Raw genomic sequence first — 21,436 nt, forward strand, 5'->3', positions numbered from 1 at the left:
CGACGCACCATCGGCCACCAGCCGCCACGCCGCTGGCCCGAGCGCCAGCCGTCACGCCGTCACCCTCCGCTCAACGCCGGTTACCCAACACCCTCTGAGAGGATGGAGGTGATGCCTCACACCTCCCTTCCCGGCCCGAGGACGCTCACCCGCCGGACCCTGCTGGTGGCCTCCGCCGCCGGGCTGGCCGTCGTCGCCACCGGGTGCACCTCCTCGTCCCCCGTGGCCGAGCGCGACACGGTGACCGGCGCGCAGGCCTCCGAGCTGGCCGAGCAGGTCGCCGTCCAGGAAACCCTGGTCGGGGCGTACGGGGCCGCGTTCGCCGCCGACCCCGCCCTCGCCGCGGCGGCCGGCTCCCTCGCCGAGCAGGCCGGTGTGCAGCTCGACCGGCTGCGCGACGCCGCCCCCGGGAGCACCCCGTCGGCCACTCCCCCGGCCGGCACGCCCCCGCCCGGGGACCCGCGGGCGTGGTTGCGCTCGCAGGTCGCCGCCGCCGCCTCCTCCCACGCCGACGCAGCCCTGGAGCAGACCGGCGCGCGGGCGGCGCTGCTGGGGTCCATCGCCGCGGGCCTGCGGGGCCACGAGGCACGACTGGCATGACGGAGACCCACCATGGCTGACGACGAGACCTCCGCCACCGCCGCCGAGGACGCCGCGCTGGACGCCGCGCTGGCCGCCGAGCACGCGGCCGTGTGGGGGTACGGCGCGGTCGGTGCGGCGCTGGGCCCGGGTGACCGCGGCAGCGCCGCGGTCGCCGAGGCGGCCCACCGCGAGGTGCGCGACCGCCTGATCACCCTGCTCGACGAGCGGGGCACCGAGCCGGCCGCCCCGGAGGGGGGCTACCAGCTGCCCTTCCCGGTCCTCGCGCCGGTGGATGCCGCCGCCCTCGCCGTCGTCCTGGAGGAGGGCGTCGCCGCCGCCTGGGTGCGGGTGCTGGACCGGGCCGTGGAGCGGACCACGCGGGCGCTGGCCGTGGAGGTGCTCGGCGCCGCCGAGGTGCGGGCCGTCGGCTGGCGGGCGGCTGCGGGCCGGGCGACGGCGACCAGCGCCCTGCCCGGGCTCCCGACCGGGTGACCGCAGGGCGCGTCAGCCGAGGGCGCCGAGGAAGGCGTCGGTGACCGCGACCGCGGCGCTGCTGGACCGGCCGGCCTCCACGAGCGTCGCGAAGGCGATGTCGCCCTGCGGGCCGCCCAGCTGGTAGCCGGTGAACCAGCCGTGCGACTCCGGCGGGCTGGCCGTGCCGAACTCGGCCGTGCCGGTCTTGCCGTACACCTCGCCCCGGTCGGCCAGCGCCTGGGCGGTGCCGGAGAGCACGACCTGGCGCATCATCGGGCGGAGCGCGTCGAGCACCGCGGCCGCCGGTCCGGCCGGCACCGGACCCGCCGCCTCGGCGCCCACGACCTCCACCGGGGCCACGGGCGTGCCCCCGGCGATGCCCGCGGCGACCAGCGCCATCTGGGCGGGGCTGACCAGCACCTGGCCCTGCCCGATCGCGTTCGCCGCCTGGGTGGTGCCGGTGCTGTCGCGCGGGACGCTGCCCCCGAAGACGTCGACCGGCAGGTCCCAGTCGGTGCCCATGCCGTAGGCCGCCGCCGCGTCGGCGAGCGCGGCCTCCGGGAGCTCGAGCGCCTGCTCGATGAACGTGGTGTTGCAGGACTGGGCGAAGGCCTCGGTGAAGGGGACGGTGCCGAGGTCGAACTGGTCCTGGTTCTCGAACTCCCGCCCCTCGACGACCGTCGTCGCCGGGCAGGGCACGGGCGTCTGCGGGGTGATGCCGCCGGCGTCCAGCAGCGCGGTCGCGGTCACCGCCTTCATGCTCGAACCCGGGGGGAACTGCCCGGTGAGCGCGTTGGCGGGGTTGGCCGCCTCGTTGGAGGCGACGGCCAGGATCTCGCCGGTCCCGGGGCGCACGACGACGAGGTGCGTGGCCAGGGGCTGGGTGGCGACGGCGGCCTCCGCAGCCGTCTGGACCGCGGGCACCAGCGGCGTCCGCACCGGCTCGCCGGGGACCGGGGGCACCGCGGCGATCTCGCGGCCGGTGTCGCCGGTCGCCTCGTCGGTGCTGGCCACCGCCACGGTGAAGCCGGCGGTGCCGCTCAGCTGCTCCTGGTAGGCGCGCTGCAGCCCGGACAGCCCGAGCTGGTCACCGGCGGCGTACCGGGGCTCCCCGTCGACGGCGCTCTCCTCCAGGAGCTCGGCCGTCGCCGGGCCAACCCGGCCCAGGAGCGCGACGGCGAACCGCGACGAGGGGGCGAGCAGCCGGGTGTCGGTCGGGAAAACGGCCCCGGGCAGGTCGAACACCTGGGCGCGGATCTGCTCGAACTGCGGCCGGCGGAGGTCGATGACCGGCACGAACTGCCCCTCCGGTGCGGCCTCGACGTCGGCGACGATCTCCTCGGCGGCGATCCCCGTCGCCGCCGAGAGCCCCGCAGCCAGCGCCGGCAGGTCGGTGACCTGGGCGGGGTCGACGCCCACCCGGACCACCTCGGTCGGGGTGAACAGGGGCGCGCCCGAGGCGTCGGCGATCGGCGCCCGCTCCGGCAGCTGCCGGTCGAGCACGAGGCGCTGCCCCTCCCCCAGCTCGGGGTGGACGAGGGCCGGCTCGGCGAGCACCTCCCACGCGTCCTCGCCCTCTCGCAGCCGCAGCGTGCCCCGGTAGCTCCACTCCGGCGCCGCCTCCAGGTCCCAGGTGGCGGTCCAGCCGACGGTGGCGCCGCCGTCCTCGACGGTCACCTCACCGACCTCCGCGGCCAGCTCCGCGCCGGGCAGGTCCCCGGCCGTCTGCTCGAGCAGCGCGGTGGCGGCGGCCGGGTCGGAGGTCGCCCCGGCCGCGGCGGCGAGGTCACCGGCCGACCAGTCCGCCAGGAAGGACTCCGCGGCCGCCCGCACGTCGTCCTCGCTCCCCGAGCAGCCGGCCAGCACCGGCGCGGCGAGCAGGACGGGGATCAGCAGGGCCGGGGTGGGGCGGGTGCGCACCGGCACAGGTTCCCAGAGACCCGGCGTCGCGCCCACCACGGCTCGCTGCGCCCGGCGCGCGCCCCTCAGAAGAGGACGCTGGCGTACTCACCGACCTCGCGGAACCCGACGCGGCGGTAGGAGGCGCGGGCCCGGGTGTTGTAGTCGTTGACGTAGAGGCTCACGACCGGGGCGATGGCCGCGCGGGCGTACTCGACCACCGCGGCGGTGCAGGCCGTGCCGATCCCCCGCCCGCGCAGCGCCGGCGCCACCCAGACCCCCTGCACCTGGCAGGCCGCCCGGCAGACCGCGCCGATCTCGGCCTTGAACAGCACCCGACCGTCCTCGATCCAGGCCAGCGACTGCCCGGCCCGCACCAGCTCGTCGACCCGGGCGCGGTAGCCGGCGCCGCCGTCGACCCGGAGCGGGCTGACCCCGACCTCCTCGGTGAACATCGCCACGGCGGCCGGGAGCAGCACGTCGAGCTCGTCGGTGCGCACCGGCCGCACCCGTGGTTCCGGGGCGACGGCGGGTGGCCCGTCGATCGCCATCAGCGGCTGCCGGGGACGGTGGTCGCGCGCCGGCCCCCACGCCGGGGCGAGCAGCTCCCACAGGGGTGCCACGGCGGCGGCGGGACCCACGATGGTGGAGCAGCGGCGCCCGGCCCGGCGGGCCCGCTCGGCGAAGGCGACGGCGGCGGCGCGCTCGGTGCCGGGCAGCGCGAACGGGATGAGGTTCGCGCCGGCCAGGCAGATCGCGTCGAGCTCGCGGCCGCTGCCGATGCCCCAGAGGGGCGCGCCGAGCGAGATCGCAGCGGTGCCCGCCGCCTCGACCCGGCCGGCCACGACGCAGGCCGCGACCGGGTCCGTGGCCAGCAGCCGGAGCACGGCCGGCTCGTCGGCCTCGTCGAGGACGCGCGCGGCGGGCGTACGGAGCACGGGTCAGCTGACGCTGACGACCGGCGGCCCGGAGGGCTCGCCGGCGTCGACGTGCTCACCGGCGATGCGCATGGCCTCCTCGATGAGGGTCTCGACGATCTGGGACTCGGGCACGGTCTTGATCACCTCGCCCTTGACGAAGATCTGCCCCTTGCCGTTGCCCGAGGCGACGCCGAGGTCGGCCTCGCGCGCCTCCCCCGGCCCGTTGACGACGCAGCCCATGACGGCGACGCGCAGCGGCACCTCCATGCCCTCCAAGCCCGCGGTGACCTCGTTGGCGAGCTTGTAGACGTCGACCTGCGCGCGCCCGCACGACGGGCAGCTGACGATCTCCAGGCCGCGCTGCTTGAGGTTCAGCGACTCCAGGATCTGGTTGCCGACCTTGACCTCCTCGGCCGGCGGGGCCGAGAGCGAGACGCGGATGGTGTCGCCGATGCCCTTGCTCAGCAGGGCGCCGAACGCGACGGCGGACTTGATGGTGCCCTGGAACGCCGGGCCGGCCTCGGTGACGCCGAGGTGCAGCGGGTAGTCGCACTGCGCGGCGAGCAGCTCGTAGGCCCGCACCATGACCACCGGGTCGTTGTGCTTGACCGAGATCTTGATGTCGCGGAAGTCGTGCTCCTCGAACAGGGAGCACTCCCACAGGGCCGACTCGACCAGCGCCTCCGGCGTCGCCTTGCCGTACTTGGCGAGCAGTCGCTTGTCCAGCGAGCCGGCGTTGACGCCGATGCGGATCGGGATGCCGGCACCCTTGGCCGCCTTCGCGATCTCGCCGACCTTGTCGTCGAACTTCTTGATGTTGCCGGGGTTCACGCGGACGGCGGCGCACCCGGCGTCGATCGCGGCGAAGACGTACCGCGGCTGGAAGTGGATGTCGGCGATCACCGGGATCTGCGACTTCTTCGCGATGATCGGCAGCGCCTCGGCGTCGTCGGTGTCGGGCACCGCGACGCGCACGATCTGGCAGCCCGAGGCGGTGAGCTCGGCGATCTGCTGGAGCGTGGCGTTGATGTCGGCGGTCTTCGTCGTCGTCATCGACTGGACGCTGACGGGGAAGTCGCTGCCGACGCCGACACCGCCGACGTCCAGCTGCCGGGTCTTCCGGCGCGGAGCGAGCACGGGCGGGGGCGCAGCGGGCATGCCGAGGCCGACGGGGATCGCCATGCCGCCCAGTATCCCCCGCCGCCGCGTCCGCGCCGGTGGAGCGGCTGTGACGTGCGCGTCCGGGGAGGCGGCGGACGCTCAGGTCCGGTACGGGGCGGCCTCGGCGACCAGCTCGTCGAGCACGACCTGGACCGCCCTCCGGGCGGCGACGTCGGAGCGCACCAGCGCCTCGATGACCCGCCCGGCGCGGAGGTCGGCCAGCGGCACCAGCGCCAGCCGCCCCTCGGCCCGGTCCCGCGTGGTGTGCCGGGGCAGGAGCGCGATGCCGTGCCCCCGCGCGACCAGCCGCTCCATCAGGGGCAGGTGGATCGTCCGGCGCACGACCCGGGCCGGAGCCCCCGCCCGGGCGGCGATGGCGGTCAGCACCCGCTCGATCGGGAAGTCCGCCGGGGGCACGATCCAGTCCTCGTGGATCACGTCGGCAGGCGTGATGCGCGGACGGCCGGCCAGCGGGTGGTCCAGCGGCAGCGCCACGTCCAGCGGCTCGCGGAGCAGGGGGCGGACGACGACCCGGCCCCGGCCCGGTGCGACGACGTCGTCGGACCGGTGGGCGACCACGATGTCGTAGTCGCTGGTCAGCGCGGCGAAGTCGTCCTGCAGCACGTCCTCGTCGAAGGTCTCCAGCACGATGCCGGGGTGGGCGGCGAGCCGGTCGAGCAGCCCCGGGACGAGCAGCTCCCCCGCCGAGTGGAACAGCGCGAGGCGGACCGTGCCGGCAACGGCTCCGCGGTAGCTCTGCCAGTCGGCCTCGGCCACGGCGAGGGCGGTCGCCACCGTGGCGGCGATGTCGGCCAGCGCCCGGCCCGCATCGGTCAGGCGCACGCCCCGGCCCACCCGTTCGACCAGCGGCACCCCCAGCCGCCGCTGCAGCACCTTGAGCTGCTGGGACACCGCCGACGGCGTCCTCGTGGTGGCCCGGGCGACGGCGGTCACCGACCCGTGCTCGGCCAGCTCCCGCAGCAGGAGGAGCTGCCCGGGCTCGACCCGCTCCCAGAGCCCCACCTCGACCATGAAGGCAACCTACAGTGACGATGCACGACTTCGCGCTTGTCCTTCATGGAGTCGACCCGGAGGCTGATGTCGTGCCCCTCCGCGACCGCCTCCTCGCCTGCCTCGTCGCGGTGTGCTGGGGGACCAACTTCCCGGCCACGGCGCTGGCCCTGGAGCACTTCCCGCCGCTGTTCGCGGTCGCCCTGCGCTTCGCGCTCGTGGCGCTGCCCGCGCTGCTGCTCGTCCCGCGGCCGCCGGTCGCGCTGCGCTGGCTGGTCGGCGTGGGGCTGGGCATCGGCCTGCTGCAGTTCGCCTTCCTGTATGCCGGGATGGCGGCGGGCATGCCGAGCGGGCTGGCCTCCCTGGTCCTGCAGGCCTCGGCGCCGTTCACGGTCCTCCTCGCCGGGATCTGGCTGCACGAGCGGCTCTCCGCCCGCCAGCTCGCCGGGGTGCTGCTCGCCGTCCTCGGCCTGGCCGCCATCGCCGGCCACCGCGCGCAGACGGCCGCCTGGCTGCCCGTCGTGCTCACCCTCTGCGGCGCGCTCGGCTGGGCCGTCGGCAACGTCTGCAGCCGCCGCGCCCGGGCGCCGAACGCGCTGCACCTCACGCTCTGGTCGGCGACGATCCCCCCGCTGCCGATGCTCGCCCTCGCGCTGGCCGTCGAGGGTCCCGACCGCATCCTGCGCTCGCTGGCGACCGCGGCCACGGCGGACGCCCTGCCGTCGGTGCTCGGGCTCCTCTACGTCGTCGTGGTCGCCACGCTGGTCGGCTACGGGATCTGGAACACGCTGCTCTCCCGGCACCCGTCGAACGTGGTCGCCCCGTTCTCGATGCTGGTGCCGGTGGTCGGCGTCCTCGCGTCGTGGCTGGCCTTCGGCGAGGTCCTCGACCCGGTGGAGCTCGTCGCCGGCGCCTTCGTGGTGGGCGGCGTCCTCGTCGCCTCGCGGCCGGCCCGTCGGCGCCGCTCGACGCCGGTCGCGCCGGTCACCCAGCCAGCCGGACCGGGTTGACGACGTCGGCGATGAGCAGCAGCAGCGACAGCCCGAGGAAGAGCCCGGCGACGGCGTAGGCGACGGGCATCAGGCGGGCGATGTCGAACGGCCCCGGGTCGGGCCGCCCGCGGAGCCGGGCGACCGTCGAGCGCGCCTTCTCGTACAGCGCCCCGGCGACGTGCCCGCCGTCCAGCGGGTAGATGGGCAGCAGGTTGAACAGGAACAGGACCAGGTTCAGCCCGGCCAGCAGCTGCACGAAGTAGCCGATCTTCTGCACCGGGGAGAGCTGCTCGAGGGCGAAGACCTCCCCGGAGATGCGGCTGACGCCGACCACGCCGATCGGCCCGAGCGGGTCCCGCTCCTCGCCGAGGAACGCGGCCCGGAACAGCTGCGGGACGCGCTCGGGGATCTCCACCAGGCGGTCCACCGAGCGCACCAGGATGTCGGCGAAGTGGCCGGGCACCTCGCCCACCGGCTGGCGCACCTCGCGCTGGAGCGGGCTGATGCCGACGAAGCCGACGACCTGGGTCGCCTGGCCCTCCTCGTCGGCGTAGACGACGTTCTCGATCGGCGTGACGGTGAGGTCGAGCCGCTCCCCGTCGCGCTCGACGGTGAACACCACGGGCTGGTCGGCGCTGGCGCGGATCGCGTCCTGCACCTGCTCCCAGCCGACGTCGGTCTCCTGCGACACCGGCTCGCCGTCGAGCGCGACCACGGTGTCGCCCGCCTGCAGGCCGGCCCGGGCGGCGGGGCTGCGCGGTGGCAGCGCGCAGCCCGCGGCGCCGGCCTCGCACAGCGCACCCTCCGGCGTGATGGGGACGGCGCAGGGGTCCTCCGCGGTGGCGCTGGCCGCGCCCGCGGGCAGCACGCAGTCGGGCACCTGGCGGATGGTCGTGGTGATCTCCGGGATGCCGAAGCCCATCAGGACGACGGCGAAGAAGACGACGGCGAGCACCAGGTTGTGGAAGGGCCCGGCGAACATCACGATGACCCGCTGCCACCACGGCTTCTTGTAGAAGACCCGGTCACCGTCGCTGGGCCGGACGTCGTTGAGCGCCTGGCCGCGGACCTCCGCGATGAAGCTGCGCATCCGGGTGGCGCGCTTGCTCTCGCCCTCCTCGGCCGGCGGGATCATGCCGACGATGCGGATGTAGCCGCCGAGCGGGACGGCCTTGATGCCGTACTCGGTCTCGCCGCGGCGCCGGGAGAACACGGTGGGGCCGAAGCCGACCATGAACTGCGGCACGCGCATGCCGAACTTCCGCGCCCACCAGAAGTGCCCGGCCTCGTGGAAGGCGATGGAGAACATCAGGCCGACGGCGAAGAGGACGATCCCCAGCACCGTCAGCAGGAATCCGCTCAGCTCAGCCTCCGGCGATGACGCCCCGGGCGTGCTCCCGGGCCCACTTCTCCGCCGCCAGCACGTCCTCGACGCAGGTGGGGGCGCCGATGTCCGGCGCGGCGTCGAGGGTACGCGCGACGAGCTGGACGATCCCTGGGAACGACAGCCGACCCGCCGTGAACGCGGCGACCGCCTCCTCGTTCGCGGCGTTGTACATCGCGGGCACCACGCCCCCTGCCTCGCCGGCCGCGCGGGCCAGCCGCACGGCCGGGAACGCCTCCTCGTCCAGCGGCAGGAACTCCCAGGTGCTCGCCGTCGACCAGTCGAGGCCGGGCTGCACGTCGGGCAGCCGGTCGGGCCAGGCCAGACCCAGCGCGATCGGCAGGCGCATGTCCGGCGGGCTGGCCTGGGCGATCGTCGCGCCGTCGGCGAAGGTGACCATCGAGTGCACGATCGACTGGGGGTGCACGACGACGTCGATGTCCGCGTAGGGCACGCCGAAGAGCAGGTGGGCCTCGATCAGCTCGAGCCCCTTGTTCACCAGCGTCGCCGAGTTGATGGTGACGACGGGCCCCATCGCCCAGGTCGGGTGGGCCAACGCCTGCTCGACGGTGACCTGCGCGAGCTCGGCGGCGGTGCGCCCGCGGAACGGCCCCCCGCTGGCCGTCAGCACCAGCCGGGCGACCTCGTCGCGGGACCCACCGCGCAGGCACTGGGCGAGGGCGGAGTGCTCGGAGTCGACCGGCACCAGCTGGCCCGGCGCGGCGGCGGCGAGCACCAGGTCACCGCCGGCGACGAGCGACTCCTTGTTGGCCAGTGCGACGGTGCGCCCGGCTCGGAGCGCCGACAGCGTGGGTCCCAGCCCGATCGACCCGGTGATCCCGTTGAGGACGACGTCGGCCGGCCGGGCAGCCAGCTCCTCGGCGGCGCGCGGGCCGGCCAGGATCTCGGGCAGCGCGAACTCCCCCTTGGCCCAGCCGCGTTGCTGCGCCGCGGCGTAGAAGGCCAGCTGCAGGTCCTGCGCGGCGGTGGCCCGCGCGACGGCGACCGTCCGCACACCCAGCTCCAGCGCCTGCTCAGCCAGCAGGGCGACGTCACCGCCCCCGGCGGCGACGCCGGTGATGCGCAGGCGGCCGGGGTTCTGGGCGGCGACCGCCAGCGCCTGTCGGCCGATGGACCCGGTGGAGCCCAGGACGGTGACCTCGCGCGGCTCGCTCATGCGGGCATCCTGCCAAGCATTTCGACGACGACTGCAGCCCAGCAGCCGGCGCCGCACGACCTCCGGCAACAGCAGAATGCGACATCGGATCGGGCGATGTTGGGCAGTTCCGGATCTATGCGACGACTCACGACTCGCTCGGTTGGTGGAGATGGACCATGCCGCGGACCTCTACCAGCGTGTCGTCGGCGTTTAGCTACATCTGACCCCGGGACGTGCCGATACTCACCGCGACGGCTCGGGAGTCCGGGCCCTGACCAACGGAGCTCTCCATGTCGCACCGCACCACCACGCGCGTCGCCGCCACCACGGGCCTCGCCGTCGTCACCGCTTCCCTCGGCCTGGCCTTCGCGCCGAGCGCCCTGGCCGCGGACCTCCCCGCTGTGGAAGCGCCCAGCACGGTCGTGGCCGGGGAGAAGTTCACCATCAGCGGGGTGGGCTGCTACACCCGCGACGAGGAGTTCGGGGCGACCGTCGGCATCATCACCGACAGCGGGTCGCAGAAGCTCGAGGAGGTCGTCTTCGCCGCTGAGCCCGCGAACGACGGCACCTGGAGCGCCGAGGTCTTCTTCCCGGTCGGCGACGCCGGCGACCACTTGATCGACATCACGTGCCTCAACGTCTACCTGGGCGTGGAAGAGGAGCAGTTCTACCCGATCGTCGAGATCGAGGTCACGGCCCCGGTCACCGACACCCCGGTCACCGACGGCCCGAAGACCGACGCCCCGAAGACCGAGACCCCGACCCCCGGCGCCATCCGCGGCGAGTCGGCCAACACCGCCGGTGTCGCCGCCCAGACCACGGGCGCTGTCACGAAGAACGCCGTCCTCGGCCAGAAGGTGGTCAAGGTCTACAAGGGCTTCAAGCCCTTCGAGAAGGTCACGCTGACCATGCACTCGACCCCCACGGTGATCGGCACCTTCGACGCGGACGCCGATGGCGTCGTCACCGCCGAGTTCGCCCTGCCGGCCGGCACCACCGCGGGCACCCACACCCTCGTCCTCGAGGGCAACCAGGGGACCTACTTCCAGGAGTCCCTGCAGGTCGCTGCCGCCACCACCGCCGCCGACGGCCTGGCCTACACCGGTGCCAGCATCGCCCTGCCGCTGAGCCTCGGCGCCGGCCTGCTCGCCGCCGGTGCCGGCGCGCTGGTCGTCTCCCGCCGCCGGTCGGGAGCCTCGCAGGCCTGAGCATGACCTCGTCGCACCACCCGGACGCCGGCCAGGGATCCCCTGGCCGGCGTCCGGCGCGTTCCGGGCGCCGTCTGCCGGTGGCCCTGGTGGCGCTGCTCGTCCTCCTCGGCATCGTGGCCGTCGACGCCGCCGTGGTGGCGGCACGGGTCGACCGGCTGGACGTCGACCTCGCGGCCGGCCCTGGGGACGCCGACGGCCGCACCTGGGTCCTGATCGGCCTGGACTCCCGCGAGCGGCTCCCCGATGGCGCCGACGTCCGGGACTTCGGCACGCCGGAGGCGGTGCCGGGCAGCCGGGCGGACGTGGTCCTGGTGGTGCACCAGACCGACGCCGGGACCACGGCGTTCTCGATCCCCCGCGACCTCGTGGTGATCCACGGCCGCAGCGCGGACCGGCTCGCCCTGACCTGGCTGGACGGGCCGCAGGCCACGGTGGCGGCGCTGTGCGGGATCGGCATCCCCACCGACCACCTGGTCACGGTGGACCTCGCCGGCTTCGCGGCCGTGGTCGACGCCGCCGGCGGGATGCAGGTGGACGTGCCGCAGCCGGTGCGCGACCCCGCCGCGGGTCTGCTGCTCGAGACCGCCGGGCGCACGCACGTGGACGGGGCGACGGCGCTGGCGCTGGTCCGCTCACGCCACCCGGAGCACTTGGTGGACGGCGCCTGGGTGCCCGCCCCTGTCGACCCCGACGGACGGGCGAGCGCAGCCGGTGCCGTGCTCGCCGCGCTGGCCGACCGGGTGCGGGCGTCCGGGGGGCAGCCTTGGCGGCTGCAGGCGATCGCGTGGTCAGCCTCCGACGCCGTCGCCACCGACCCGGGGACCGCGCTGACCGACCTGCTCGACCTGGCCCTGGGCGGCCTGGGCGAAGCACGGGTGCTGCCGGTGGGCGATCCGGCGGGTGGAGGGCTCGCCCGCCCCCCGACGGCGGAGACCACTGCCGCGATCGCCGGGGCCGGGCTCTCCTGCGACGGCTGACGACCCGCCGGTCCGGCACCTCGGAGCGTGCCCGGCGCCCGGTCCTGTCAGAATGACCGGGTGACCGCACCGCACTCCCCGTCGACCCAGCGGGTCAACCAGCCCGGCCGCGAAGAGGGCGTCGTCCGCGCCGGCGAGCACCCCGTCGAGCACGAGCAGCCGGAGGACTGGGGCTGGCACGGCGAGACCGGCAAGTGGGGCCAGATCGGTGGCTGGATCGCGACCGGCGTCATCCTGCTCTACCTGTTCGGCAACCACGAGGGCCGCGTCGAGGACGTGTGGCTCATCGCCCTCGCCGGCGTGATGGCCCTCGTCCTCATCTGGGACCTGCGCCGCAAGAAGACCGCCTGGCGCCGCTGACGGCCGACGGTCGCACCTCGGGCCGGCAGCACGCGCTGCCGCGCGGGTCGAGCCGCATAGCCGACCGTCGGACCGCGCCGTGGCGCGGCCCAACGGTCGGGGGAACGGCTCGACATCGCCTTCCTGCGCCCCAGCCGGCCCCGACGGTGTCCTCGACGTGTGCGGTCGGGGTCACCTCGCCGTCGAGCTCCGGACTCAGGTGACGCTGACGCCGATCGCCGCACCGATCAGGTAGGTCGTACCGGCCGCCGCCGCCCCGAGCAGGAGCTGGCGCAGGCCGCCGTACCACCACGGCCGGGGCGTGAAGCGGGACGACAGCGCCCCGGCCACCAGCAGGCCCAGCCCACCGCAGAGCAGTGCGACCCACAGCACCGGCACGCCCAGCAGGTACGGCAGCAGGGGCAGCAGGGCCCCGGTGCCGAAGGTCAGGAACGACGAGACGGCCGCCAGGCGCGGCGAGGGCTTGTCCTCCGGGCTGAGTCCGATCTCCGCGACGACGTGCAGGCGGAGGGCGGTCTCGGGGTCCCGGGACAGCTGCACGGCCACCGTGCGGGCCAGCCGCTCGTCGACGCCGCGGACCCGCAGCATCTCGACCAGCTCCGCCAGCTCCCCCTCGGGGTTCCGCTCGAGCTCCCGGCGCTCCTTCTCGACCTCCAGGTCCAGCTGCTCGTTCTGCGTCTTGACCGAGGTGTACTCGCCCAGCGCCATCGAGATCGCGCCGGCGACGAGGCTGGCCACCCCGGCGAGCACGATGGCCCGCGGGGCGGCGCCGCCGCCACCGACCCCGGCGACCAGCGCGGTGTTGGTCACCAGGCCGTCCATCGCCCCGAAGACGGCGGCCCGCAGCCAGCCGCCGGAGACGTCGGCGTGGGAGTGCTCGTGGGCCTCGGCCTCGGGCGGCGCCCCGCTCACCCCTGGTCGGCCTCCGCGCCGAGCGGGACCGGCGCCTCGACGGCCGGGGTGGGCAGCGCCACTGCGGGCACGCCCTCGACCCGGTCGGCGGCGGCGAGCTGCCCGCAGGCGCCGTCGATGTCCTGACCGCGGGTGTCGCGCACCGTCGTCGCCACCCCGGCGGCCCGCAGCCGGGCGACGAACTCCCGCTGGGCCGGCAGCGGGCTGGCGTCCCAGGGGCTGCCCGGCGTCGGGTTGAGCGGGATGAGGTTGACGTGCGCGAGCTTGCCCGCCAGCAGCCGGCCCAGCAGGTCGGCGCGGAACGGCTGGTCGTTCACGTCGCGGATGAGCGCGTACTCCACCGAGTAGCGCCGGCCGGTCCGCTGCGCGTAGGCGTCGGCGGCCTCGATGACCTCGCCGACCTTCCAGCGGGTGTTGATCGGCACCAGGGTGTCGCGCAGCTCGTCGTCCGGCGCGTGCAGGCTGACGGCGAGGGTGACGTTGCGACCCTCCTCGGTGAGCCGGCGGATCGCGGGCACCAGGCCCACCGTGGAGACCGTCACCGACCGCTGCGAGAGACCCAGCCCGTAGGGGGCGGTGCCGAGCAGCGCGTCGAGGGTGGCCCGCACGCGCGCGTAGTTGGCCAGCGGCTCCCCCATGCCCATGAAGACCACGTTGGACAGCCGCCCCGGCCCGCCGGCGACCTCGCCGTCGGCCATCGCCGCGGCGGCGGCCACCGCCTGGCCGATGATCTCGGCGGCGGAGAGGTTGCGGGTCAGCCCGGCCTGGCCGGTCGCGCAGAAGGGGCAGGCCATGCCGCAGCCGGCCTGGCTGGAGATGCAGACGGTGGCGCGATCGGGGTAGCGCATGAGCACGCTCTCCACCAGCGCGCCGTCGTGCAGCCGCCACAGGGTCTTGCGGGTGCGGCCGTTGTCGGCGGTCTGGTGCCGCACCACCGTGAGCAGCTCGGGCAGCAGCGCCTCGCGCAGCGTCTCGCGGGCGGCCGCCGGGATGTCGGTCATCTGCGCCGGGTCGGTGGTCCCGCGGTAGTAGTGCCGCGCCAGCTGGTCGGCGCGGAACGCCGGCTGGCCGAGGTCGGCCACCGCGGCGCGAGCCTCCTCCCGGGTGAGGTCGGCGAGGTGGCGCGGCGGCTTGCCGCGGCGGGGGGCGTCGAAGACCAGGGGCAGGGCAGTCATGGCACTCCCCATCGTCCCACTCCCGGGCCCGGCGGACCGGGTGCGGAGAGCGAACTCACGCGGACCGGGCGGATCCCTGGCAGGGTCGGTGCGCATGAGCCGGCTGGACGACGTCGACCTGGGCCTCCGACTGGACAAGAAGGAGGCGAAGAAGCAGCTCGCCGCCGCGCAGGAACGCCTCGTCCACCTGCGCCTGCTGCTGGGCGGCCAGATCGGTCCCGGTGAGCTGGGGCCGCCGCTGCTGGTGCTCTTCGAGGGCTGGGACGCCTCCGGCAAGGGCGGCGCCATCCAGCGGCTCGTCGGCGAGCTCGACCCGCGGCACGTCCGGGTGGCGCAGTTCGCCGCCCCGACCCGCGACGAGAAGCGGCACCACTTCCTGTGGCGGTTCTGGCCGGTGCTGCCCGGCTGGGGCGGCATGGCCGTGCTCGACCGCTCCTGGTACGGCCGGGTGCTCGTCGAGCGAGTGGAGGGGTTCGCCCCCGAGGAGGCGTGGCGCCGGGCCTACCAGGAGATCGTCGACCTGGAGACCTCGCTGGCCGCCGAGGGCACGGTGCTCGTGAAGTTCTGGATGCACGTCTCCCCCGAGGAGCAGCTGCGCCGCTTCGAGTCGCGCCGGGCCGACCCGTACAAGGCCTGGAAGCTGACCGACGAGGACTGGCGCAACCGGGAGAAGCGCGGCGAGTACGAGGCCGCCGTCGAGGAGATGCTCGAGCGCACCCACACCGAGGTGGCGCCGTGGCACGTCGTCCCCGCCGAGGACAAGCGGTGGGCGCGGGTCGCCGTCGTCCGGGCGGTCTGCGAGGCGGTGGAGGCGGCGCTGCACGCGCGGGGCATCGACCCCGACCCGCCGCTGCAGGACGACTAGCGCGCGGCCCCGAGGTCGGCGTGGCGGCGCACCCACGCGTGCATGGCGATCCCGGCGGCGACGCCGGCGTTGATCGACCGGGTCGACCCGAACTGGGCGATCGAGACCGTCATCGCCGCGCCGGCGCGCGCCTCCTCGGTCAGCCCCGGCCCCTCCTGGCCGAAGAGCAGCACGCAGCGCCGCGGCAGCTCGGCGGTCTCCAGCGGGACCGCGCCCGGCCCGTTGTCGACGGCGACGACGGTCAGCCCCCGCTCGGCGGCGAGGGCCAGCAGCCCGCCGACGTCGGGGTGGTGGCGCAGGTGCTGGTACCGGTCGGTGACCATCGCCCCGCGCCGGTTCCACCGCCGCCGGCCCACCACGTGCACCTCGGCAGCGAGGAAGGCGTTGGCGGTGCGCACCACCGTCCCGATGTTGAGGTCGTGCCCGAAGTTCTCGATGGCGACGTGGAAGGGGTGCCGACGGCGGTCGAGGTCGGCGACGATCGCCTCCACCGTCCAGTAGCGGTACCGGTCGACGACGTTGCGCCGGTCGCCCTCGGCGAGCAGCTGCGGGTCGTACCGGGGGTCGTCCGGCCACGGCCCCTCCCAGGGGCCGACGCCGACCGTCGCGCCCCAGTCGGTGGGGCCGGGCAGTTCGTCCTCGCGCACCCAGGGAGGATGGCAGGGTGACCGACGGCGTCCTCCTGCACCTGGTCGAGCCGCCCGCGTGGCGGGCCGCGCTGCGCGCGGGCTCCGTCGCCCCCGGGCCCGATGGCTTCGTGCACCTCTCCGCGCCCGAGCAGGTGCACCTGCCGGCGCAGCGGCTGTTCCCCGGCCGGCGCGACCTGGCGCTGCTCGTCGTCGACCCCGCGCGGCTCCCGGAGCCGGTGCGCTGGGAACCGGGCCACCCCGACGACCCGGCAGGATCGCTCTTCCCGCACCTCCACGCCCCGCTGCCCACGTGGTCGGTCGTGGCGGTCCTCCCCTACCGGCCGCCGACGCCGGTCGAGCTCCCCGCGCCCGACGACGCGCTCGGCCGTGCGGTGGCCCTGTACAGCTCGGTGCCGGTGCGGCGCGCGGTCGGGGTGGGCGACGTCCCCGGCGGGGTGGCGGTGCTGGACCCCGACCTCCCCCACTCCCGGGACAACAACCGGCTGGTGCTCACCCGGCCGGTGACCGCCGCGGCCGTCGCGGCCGCCGCGGAGGAGGTCGGGGGCAACGCCGGCTGGCCGCACTTGGCGGCGCTCCTCACCTGGCCGGGTGCCGGGGCGGTGGCCGCGGAGCTCACCGGGCTCGGCTGGAACGCCGAGGAGCTGGTCCTCATGGGGCGGCCCGCGGACCTCCCGGCGCCCGAGGCAGCGGTCCGCGCCGAGGTGGTCGACCAGCGCGAGGTGCACGAGCTGTGGGACCGGGGATGGCGCCGCGACCTCGCCGGCCTCGGCGCCGACCAGCTGGAGCCGGTGGTGCGGCAGCTGGTCGACCGCGAGCAGCTCAACGACCGGGTGCTCGCGGTGACCGACGTGGTCGTGCGCGAGCACGGCCGGGTGGTGGCCGCGGCGCAGCTGCGGGTGGACGGCGCGACCGCCGCGGTGGAGTCGGTCATGACCGAGCCCGACGCCCGTGGGCGCGGCTACGGGGACGCGGTGCTCGCCCGCGCGCTCGAGCTGGCCTCGGCCACCGGTTGCGACCTGGTGGTGCTGGAGGCCGCCGGGGACGACTGGCCGCGGCACTGGTACGCCCGGCGGGGGTTCACCGGGCTCGGGTCGACCTGGTCGGTCGACCGGCCGGCCTAGGCCGGGGCGAGGAGCGCCAGCAGCAGGTAGGCCGCGGCGGCCGACGGCAGCAGCGAGTCCAGCCGGTCCATGATCCCGCCGTGGCCGGGCAGCAGGTCGCCCATGTCCTTGATGCCGAGGTCGCGCTTGATCAGCGACTCGGCGAGGTCGCCGACGGTCGCCGAGACGGCGAGCGCGGCGCCGAAGAGCAGCCCGCCCCACCAGGGTGCGCCCAGCCCGAGGACCAGGACCGGGGTGGCCACCAGCATGCAGGCGAGCACGGACCCGGCCATGCCCTCCCACGACTTCTTCGGGCTGATGGACGGCGCCATCGGGTGCCTGCCGAACAGCACGCCGGCCGCGTAGCCGCCCACGTCGCTGGCGATGACCGTGGCGATGAAGGCGAGCACCCGCACGGCGCCGTCGTCGGGCACGAGCAGCAGGACGGCGAAGCCGGCCAGGAACGGCACGTAGAGGGCGGTGAGCACGCCGGCGGCGGTGTCCCGGCGGTAGCCGACCGGACCGCCGGCCAGCCGCCACAGCAGCACGGCGAGGGCGGTGAGGAGGAAACCGGTGAGCAGGCCCGTGGGCCCGCGCGTCCAGGCCAGCCCCTCCATGGCGAGGGCGCCCACGAGCAGGGGGACCAGCGGCGCGGAGAACCCACCCTTCGCCAGCGCCCGCGTGAGCTCGACGACGGCGACGAGGATCGCCACGACGAGCACGCCGAGGAACGCCGGGCGCCAGAGGAACAGCGACAGCAGGATGACCGCGACCAGCCCGACGCCGACGCCGACGGCCGCGCGGAGGTTGCGCCCGGCGCGGCTCACCGGCTGCTCCGTGGTGGGCAGCGCCGCGACCTCCTCGGGCAGCGGCATCGCCGTCGCGGTGGGGGCGTCGTCACCGGCAGGCGCGGCATCGCCGGGCTCGGCCTCGTCGGACACCCGCTCGTCGGGCACCGGGACCGGTGCCCGCGACGGCAGCGGCGGCAGCGGGCGGGAGGCCGCGACCGGCACCGGGCCGGTGTCGTCGCCCCGCCGGTGCCCGCCCGGTCGCGGCTCACCGGCCCGGGGGAACGGCTGTCCCCCCGGGCGCAGGGAGCCAGGGCGGTCGGCGGGAGGAGGTGTCATGGGAACGGCGGCCGCGTTGGGGTCAGACCTCGAGCAGCTCGGTCTCCTTGTTCTTCATCGCCTCGTCGACGTGCGCGACGTGCTGCGCGGTGAGGTCGTCCAGCTCCTTCTCGGCGCGCCGCACGTCGTCCTCGCCGGCCTCGCCGTCCTTGGCGATGCGGTCGAGCTCCTCCTTGGCGCGGCGGCGGATGTTCCGGATCGCGACCTTGGCGTCCTCGCCCTTCGCGCGGGCCTGCTTCACCAGGTCGCGCCGGCGCTCCTCGGTGAGCTGGGGGAAGACCACCCGGAGGATCTGGCCGTCGTTGGTGGGGTTCACCCCGAGGTCGCTGTCGCGGATGGCCCGCTCGATGGCCGTCAGCTGGCTCATGTCGTAAGGCTTGATCACCGCCATCCGCGCCTCGGGCACGGTGATCGAGGCCATCTGCGGCACCGGGGTGTAGGCCCCGTAGTAGTCGACCACGATCTTGCTGAACATCGAGGGCGTGGCCCGGCCGGTGCGGACCGAGCCCAGGTCCTCCCGCGCCACCGAGAGGGCCTTGTCCATGCGCTCCTCGGCGTCGAGCAGGGTGTCGTCGATCACGGCTTGTCCCTCCTGCGGCGGTTCTCGTCCGCCGACGTCCTCGTCTGTGCCCGATCGTGCTGCCGGCGTCAGGCCGGCTGGCTGATCAGCGTGCCGATCCTCTCACCTGCGGTGGCGCGGGCGATGTTGCCGTCGCTCAGCAGGTCGAACACCACGATCGGCATCCGGTTGTCCATGCAGAGGCTGATCGCGGTCGCGTCGGCGACCTTGAGCTGCTTGGCCAGCACCGTCGCGTAGTCCAGGTCGCGGTACATGACGGCGTCGGGGTTGGTGCGCGGGTCGTCGTCGTAGACGCCGTCGACCCCGTTCTTGCCCATGAGCAGCACCTGGCACTCGATCTCCAGGGCCCGCTGGGCGGCGACGGTGTCGGTGGAGAAGTACGGCATCCCGGCACCCGCGCCGAAGATGACCAGCCGCCCCTTCTCCAGGTGCCGGATGGCCTTGCGCGGGATGTAGGGCTCCGCGACCTGCCCCATCGTGATGGCCGACTGGACCCGCGTCTCCAGCCCGGCCTTCTCGCAGAAGTCCTGCAGCGCCAGGCAGTTCATGACCGTGCCCAGCATGCCCATGTAGTCGGCCTTGGTGCGGTCCATGCCGGCCTGGGAGAGCTCCGCCCCGCGGAAGAAGTTGCCGCCACCCATCACGACGGCGACCTGCGTGCCCCGCGCGACGACCTCCGCCAGCTGCTCCGCGATGCCCTTGACGATGTCGGCGTCGACACCGACCTTGCCACCACCGAACGACTCACCCGAGAGCTTCAGCAGCACGCGCTGGTAGCCGCTCCCGTCGGCGGGCCGGAAGGCGGTGGGGGCGGACAGCGGCGCGGTGGTGTCGGTCAACGGTTCCATCCCTGGGGTGGTGTGGTGGGGCTGTCGGTGGGTGATCCTGCCGGATGCCGGTGGCCGGCTCTCGTCGAGCGGAGGCGTCCGCACAGACGACCGGCCCCGTCCCACAGGGGAACGGGGCCGGTCACCGGTACCGGGTGCGGCTCAGGCCTGGCCGACCTCGAAGCGCGCGAAGCGCTCCACGGTCAGGCCGGCCTCGTCGACGATCTGCTTCACCGTGCGCTTGGGCTCGGTGATCGACGGCTGCTCGAGCAGGACGAAGTCCTTGAAGTAGGCGTTGACCCGGCCCTCGACGATCTTGACGATCGCCTGCTCGGGCTTGCCCTCCTCCTTGGCGGTCTGCTCGGCGACGCGACGCTCGGTCTCGACCGCCTCGGCCGGGACCTCGTCACGGGTGAGGTAGCGCGGCCGCGCGGCGGCGATGTGCATCGCCAGGCTGCGGGCGGCGTCCTCGCTGCCACCGGAGTACTGCACGGCGACACCGATGGCCGGGGGCAGGTCGGTGGCCCGCTTGTGCAGGTAGGTGGCGGTGGTGCCCTCGAACGCGACGAACCGGCTGAGGACCAGCTTCTCGCCGATGCGGGCCGACTCGGCCTCGATCAGCGCGGCGACGGTCCGGCCGTTGTCCTCGGTGGCCAGCAGCGCCTCGGCGTCCGCCGGCTTGCTCTGCAGGCCGATCTCGATCAGCCGCTCGGCCAGCGCGACGAAGTCGGCGTTCTTCGCGACGAAGTCGGTCTCGCAGTCGAGTTCGAGCAGGGCGCCGTCCTTGCTGACGACGACACCGTTGGTCGTCGAGCGCTCGAGGCGCTTGCCGACGTCCTTGGCACCCTTGACGCGGAGCAGCTCGACGGCCTTGTCGTAGTCGCCGTCGGCCTCGGTCAGGGCCTTCTTGCAGTCCATCATGCCGGCGCCGGTGGCGTCGCGGAGACGCTTGACGTCGGCTGCGGTGAACTCAGCCATGTCACTTCCTCAGTGGTCAGTCGGTGGTGCGGGAGGTGGTGCGGGCGTGCCGCGGCGCCGCCCCCGCGAACGGGGGCGGCGCCGGGTGATCAACCGTTCTGGGCGCCCTGGGTGCCGGTCTCCGTGCTGCCGGTGGCGGGCACGCCCTCGACCGGGGCGACCTCCTCCGCGGTGACCTCGGCCGGCTGGGCCGGGGTCTCGGGCAGCGGGGTCGCGGCCGCGGCCTGCTCCTCGGCGGTGCCGCCGGTCAGCAGCTCGCGCTCCCAGTCGGCCAGCGGCTCGCCGGCGCCAACGGCGGGCTCGCCGCCGTCCTCGCGGCCGGCGTTGGCCTGCGCGGCCGAGCGGGCCATGAGGCCCTCGGCGACGGCGTCGGCGATGACCCGGGTCAGCACGGTGATGCTGCGGATCGCGTCGTCGTTGCCCGGGATCTTGTAGTCGACCTCGTCGGGGTCGCAGTTGGTGTCGAGGATCGCGACGACCGGGATGTTGAGCTTGCGGGCCTCGCCGACGGCGATGTGCTCCTTCTTGGTGTCCACGATCCAGACGGCGCTGGGCACCTTCTGCATGTCGCGGATACCGCCGAGGCTGCGCTCGAGCTTGGCCTTCTCCCGGCTGAGGACCAGCTGCTCCTTCTTGGAGAGGCTGACCAGAACGCCGGTCTGCTCCATGTCCTCGAGCTCCTTGAGGCGCTGGAGCCGCTTGTGGACGGTCTGGAAGTTGGTGAGCATGCCGCCCAGCCAGCGCTGGTTCACGTAGGGCATGCCCACGCGGGTCGCCTGCTCGGCGACGACCTCCTGCGCCTGGCGCTTGGTGCCGACGAAGAGGATCGAGCCACCGTGGGCCACGGTCTGCTTCACGAACTCGTAGGCCGAGTCGATGTACCCCAGCGTCTGCTGCAGGTCGATGATGTAGATGCCGTTGCGCTCGGTGAAGATGAAGCGCTTCATCTTCGGGTTCCAGCGACGGGTCTGGTGCCCGAAGTGGACGCCGCTGTCGAGCAGCTGCTTCATGCTGACGACTGCCATCTCGCAGCCTCTCTGCTTCCGCGCGCGACCGTGGCCGCGCGGATTCCGGTTGTCGCGGGCACCGGGT

Annotated in this window: 22 protein-coding genes; 8 read left to right on the plus strand and 14 right to left on the minus strand. The window is 74.6% G+C overall.

All coding sequences use genetic code 11. The annotated features are described in order from the left end of the window. Positions 1–111 precede the first annotated feature (111 nt). Positions 112–600 carry a hypothetical protein gene (locus tag E9529_RS22045; protein ID WP_255708882.1) on the plus strand — a complete coding sequence of 163 codons (489 nt, stop codon included), beginning with the start codon at positions 112–114 and terminating at the stop codon, positions 598–600. Between the two features lie 12 nt (positions 601–612). Beyond that, positions 613–1,074, plus strand: a complete 462-nt coding sequence (locus E9529_RS11795) for a ferritin-like domain-containing protein (protein ID WP_236831344.1) — start codon at positions 613–615, stop codon at positions 1,072–1,074. 12 nt (positions 1,075–1,086) lie between these two features. On the opposite strand, the gene E9529_RS11800 is transcribed toward E9529_RS11795, so the two are convergent. The 4 genes from E9529_RS11800 to E9529_RS11815 form a co-directional block, all read right to left on the minus strand. Next, complete coding sequence (locus E9529_RS11800) at positions 1,087–2,976, minus strand: penicillin-binding transpeptidase domain-containing protein (protein WP_236831345.1); 1,890 nt, start codon at positions 2,974–2,976, stop codon at positions 1,087–1,089. A 65-nt stretch (positions 2,977–3,041) separates the two neighbouring features. Next, the gene (locus tag E9529_RS11805) at positions 3,042–3,893 is read right to left on the minus strand and encodes a DUF4081 domain-containing GNAT family N-acetyltransferase (protein ID WP_236831346.1); all 852 of its coding nucleotides are present in this window, start codon (positions 3,891–3,893) and stop codon (positions 3,042–3,044) included. Positions 3,894–3,896: 3 nt separating this feature from the next. Continuing rightward, positions 3,897–5,057 carry a flavodoxin-dependent (E)-4-hydroxy-3-methylbut-2-enyl-diphosphate synthase gene (gene ispG, locus E9529_RS11810; protein ID WP_255708884.1) on the minus strand — a complete coding sequence of 387 codons (1,161 nt, stop codon included), beginning with the start codon at positions 5,055–5,057 and terminating at the stop codon, positions 3,897–3,899. A gap of 78 nt (positions 5,058–5,135) precedes the next feature. After that, positions 5,136–6,068, minus strand: a complete 933-nt coding sequence (locus E9529_RS11815; RefSeq protein ID WP_236831347.1) for a LysR family transcriptional regulator — start codon at positions 6,066–6,068, stop codon at positions 5,136–5,138. A 71-nt stretch (positions 6,069–6,139) separates the two neighbouring features. Here E9529_RS11815 and E9529_RS11820 point away from each other — a divergent pair, with 71 nt between their 5' ends. Further along, entirely contained in the window at positions 6,140–7,057 is a 918-nt protein-coding gene (locus E9529_RS11820) for an EamA family transporter (RefSeq protein WP_236831348.1), read from the plus strand. Here E9529_RS11820 and E9529_RS11825 read toward each other — a convergent pair. Both E9529_RS11825 and dxr read right to left on the minus strand, forming a co-directional pair. After that, complete coding sequence (locus tag E9529_RS11825; protein ID WP_236831349.1) at positions 7,032–8,381, minus strand: RIP metalloprotease; 1,350 nt, start codon at positions 8,379–8,381, stop codon at positions 7,032–7,034. The genes E9529_RS11820 and E9529_RS11825 overlap by 26 nt on opposite strands. Positions 8,382–8,403: 22 nt before the next feature. Beyond that, the gene (gene dxr, locus E9529_RS11830) at positions 8,404–9,600 is read right to left on the minus strand and encodes a 1-deoxy-D-xylulose-5-phosphate reductoisomerase (protein ID WP_236831350.1); all 1,197 of its coding nucleotides are present in this window, start codon (positions 9,598–9,600) and stop codon (positions 8,404–8,406) included. 272 nt (positions 9,601–9,872) lie between these two features. Between dxr and E9529_RS11835 the strand changes: the two genes are divergently transcribed. The 3 genes from E9529_RS11835 to E9529_RS22730 all read left to right on the plus strand — a co-directional run bounded on the left by E9529_RS11835 (position 9,873) and on the right by E9529_RS22730 (position 12,130). Continuing rightward, positions 9,873–10,790 carry a hypothetical protein gene (locus E9529_RS11835; protein ID WP_236831351.1) on the plus strand — a complete coding sequence of 306 codons (918 nt, stop codon included), beginning with the start codon at positions 9,873–9,875 and terminating at the stop codon, positions 10,788–10,790. Positions 10,791–10,870: 80 nt separating this feature from the next. After that, positions 10,871–11,770 carry an LCP family protein gene (locus E9529_RS11840; protein ID WP_236831352.1) on the plus strand — a complete coding sequence of 300 codons (900 nt, stop codon included), beginning with the start codon at positions 10,871–10,873 and terminating at the stop codon, positions 11,768–11,770. A 60-nt stretch (positions 11,771–11,830) separates the two neighbouring features. Then, a complete protein-coding gene (locus E9529_RS22730) occupies positions 11,831–12,130 on the plus strand; it encodes a DUF2631 domain-containing protein (RefSeq protein WP_236831353.1) in 300 nt (99 codons plus the stop codon). Positions 12,131–12,325: 195 nt separating this feature from the next. On the opposite strand, the gene E9529_RS11850 is transcribed toward E9529_RS22730, so the two are convergent. Together E9529_RS11850 and rlmN are read right to left on the minus strand one after the other, a co-directional pair. Beyond that, a complete protein-coding gene (locus E9529_RS11850) occupies positions 12,326–13,042 on the minus strand; it encodes a VIT1/CCC1 transporter family protein (protein WP_236831354.1) in 717 nt (238 codons plus the stop codon). Beyond that, entirely contained in the window at positions 13,039–14,217 is a 1,179-nt protein-coding gene (gene rlmN / locus E9529_RS11855) for a 23S rRNA (adenine(2503)-C(2))-methyltransferase RlmN (RefSeq protein ID WP_236831355.1), read from the minus strand. Before rlmN ends, E9529_RS11850 begins: the two co-directional genes overlap by 4 nt. Before the next feature lie 94 nt (positions 14,218–14,311). Here rlmN and E9529_RS11860 point away from each other — a divergent pair, with 94 nt between their 5' ends. Then, complete coding sequence (locus E9529_RS11860) at positions 14,312–15,082, plus strand: polyphosphate kinase 2 family protein (protein WP_236831356.1); 771 nt, start codon at positions 14,312–14,314, stop codon at positions 15,080–15,082. Here the strand turns inward: E9529_RS11860 and E9529_RS11865 are convergent. Next, positions 15,079–15,729 carry an RNA methyltransferase gene (locus E9529_RS11865; RefSeq protein ID WP_236831357.1) on the minus strand — a complete coding sequence of 217 codons (651 nt, stop codon included), beginning with the start codon at positions 15,727–15,729 and terminating at the stop codon, positions 15,079–15,081. The two genes, E9529_RS11860 and E9529_RS11865, sit on opposite strands and share 4 nt — an antisense overlap. Positions 15,730–15,746: 17 nt before the next feature. On the opposite strand from E9529_RS11865, the gene E9529_RS11870 reads away from it, so the two are divergent. Next, a complete protein-coding gene (locus E9529_RS11870; RefSeq protein ID WP_236831358.1) occupies positions 15,747–16,853 on the plus strand; it encodes a GNAT family N-acetyltransferase in 1,107 nt (368 codons plus the stop codon). Here E9529_RS11870 and E9529_RS11875 read toward each other — a convergent pair. From E9529_RS11875 to rpsB, 5 genes are all read right to left on the minus strand, one after another. Continuing rightward, positions 16,850–17,845 carry a phosphatidate cytidylyltransferase gene (locus tag E9529_RS11875; protein WP_236831359.1) on the minus strand — a complete coding sequence of 332 codons (996 nt, stop codon included), beginning with the start codon at positions 17,843–17,845 and terminating at the stop codon, positions 16,850–16,852. The genes E9529_RS11870 and E9529_RS11875 overlap by 4 nt on opposite strands. A 136-nt stretch (positions 17,846–17,981) precedes the next feature. Further along, positions 17,982–18,539 (minus strand): ribosome recycling factor, encoded by a 558-nt coding sequence (frr, locus tag E9529_RS11880; RefSeq protein WP_236831360.1) that lies wholly within the window; start codon positions 18,537–18,539, stop codon positions 17,982–17,984. 68 nt (positions 18,540–18,607) lie between these two features. After that, positions 18,608–19,357: a UMP kinase gene (pyrH, locus tag E9529_RS11885; protein WP_236831379.1), complete on the minus strand. Its 750-nt coding sequence runs from the start codon at positions 19,355–19,357 to the stop codon at positions 18,608–18,610. A 171-nt stretch (positions 19,358–19,528) separates the two neighbouring features. After that, entirely contained in the window at positions 19,529–20,344 is an 816-nt protein-coding gene (tsf, locus tag E9529_RS11890) for a translation elongation factor Ts (protein WP_236831361.1), read from the minus strand. Positions 20,345–20,433: 89 nt separating this feature from the next. Continuing rightward, the gene (gene rpsB, locus E9529_RS11895; protein WP_236831362.1) at positions 20,434–21,369 is read right to left on the minus strand and encodes a 30S ribosomal protein S2; all 936 of its coding nucleotides are present in this window, start codon (positions 21,367–21,369) and stop codon (positions 20,434–20,436) included. Positions 21,370–21,436 lie beyond the last annotated feature (67 nt).

It is taken from the genome of Blastococcus sp. KM273128 (assembly GCF_021698975.1).
GTDB lineage: Bacteria > Actinomycetota > Actinomycetes > Mycobacteriales > Geodermatophilaceae > Blastococcus.